This is a genomic window from Alcaligenes sp. 13f, assembly GCF_020496585.1.
Taxonomy (GTDB): domain Bacteria; phylum Pseudomonadota; class Gammaproteobacteria; order Burkholderiales; family Burkholderiaceae_B; genus Alcaligenes; species Alcaligenes phenolicus.
The window spans coordinates 1-434 of record NZ_JAHKKC010000067.1 but is presented as its reverse complement, the minus strand read 5'-3'; the positions used below and the strand labels follow the sequence as shown (position 1 = coordinate 434).

Here is a 434-nt window from a genome sequence, read left to right as displayed (position 1 = left end):
ACATTTGGCGGATTTCACAGTATCCCCTGATTCCATATATGTGGGCAGAACATTAAAAGAAAGCAGCCTACGCACCTTGTTTCAGATAAATGTGATTTCAATCACCCGTGGAGAAAAACGCCTGGATATACCACAAGGGAAAGAACATCTCTATCCATATGACAAGGTTACGGTCGTAGGTACGGACCGGCAGTTGGAAAGCTTCCGAACATCCATGGAACAAAAGGAGGTAGAAAGGGAAGGGAACGGAACATCCTCGCAGGATGAGATGGAAATAGGGCAATTTCCTGTCGAAGGAGGTTCACCATTGATCGGAAAGACGATCCGGGAGGCGGACATATCGGATAGCGTCATTATCGGAATAGAGAGGAGTACCGCGAGCATTATGAATCCAGACCCTGATACAATTTTCAAGGAGAATGATACGGTATGGA

The 434-nt window shown here is 46.1% G+C and carries 1 protein-coding gene; it reads left to right on the top strand.

Annotated features, from left to right (window positions below):
* On the top strand, positions 1–434 hold a 434-nt coding region (locus KOE80_RS20160; protein WP_226349850.1), incomplete at both ends, for a TrkA C-terminal domain-containing protein.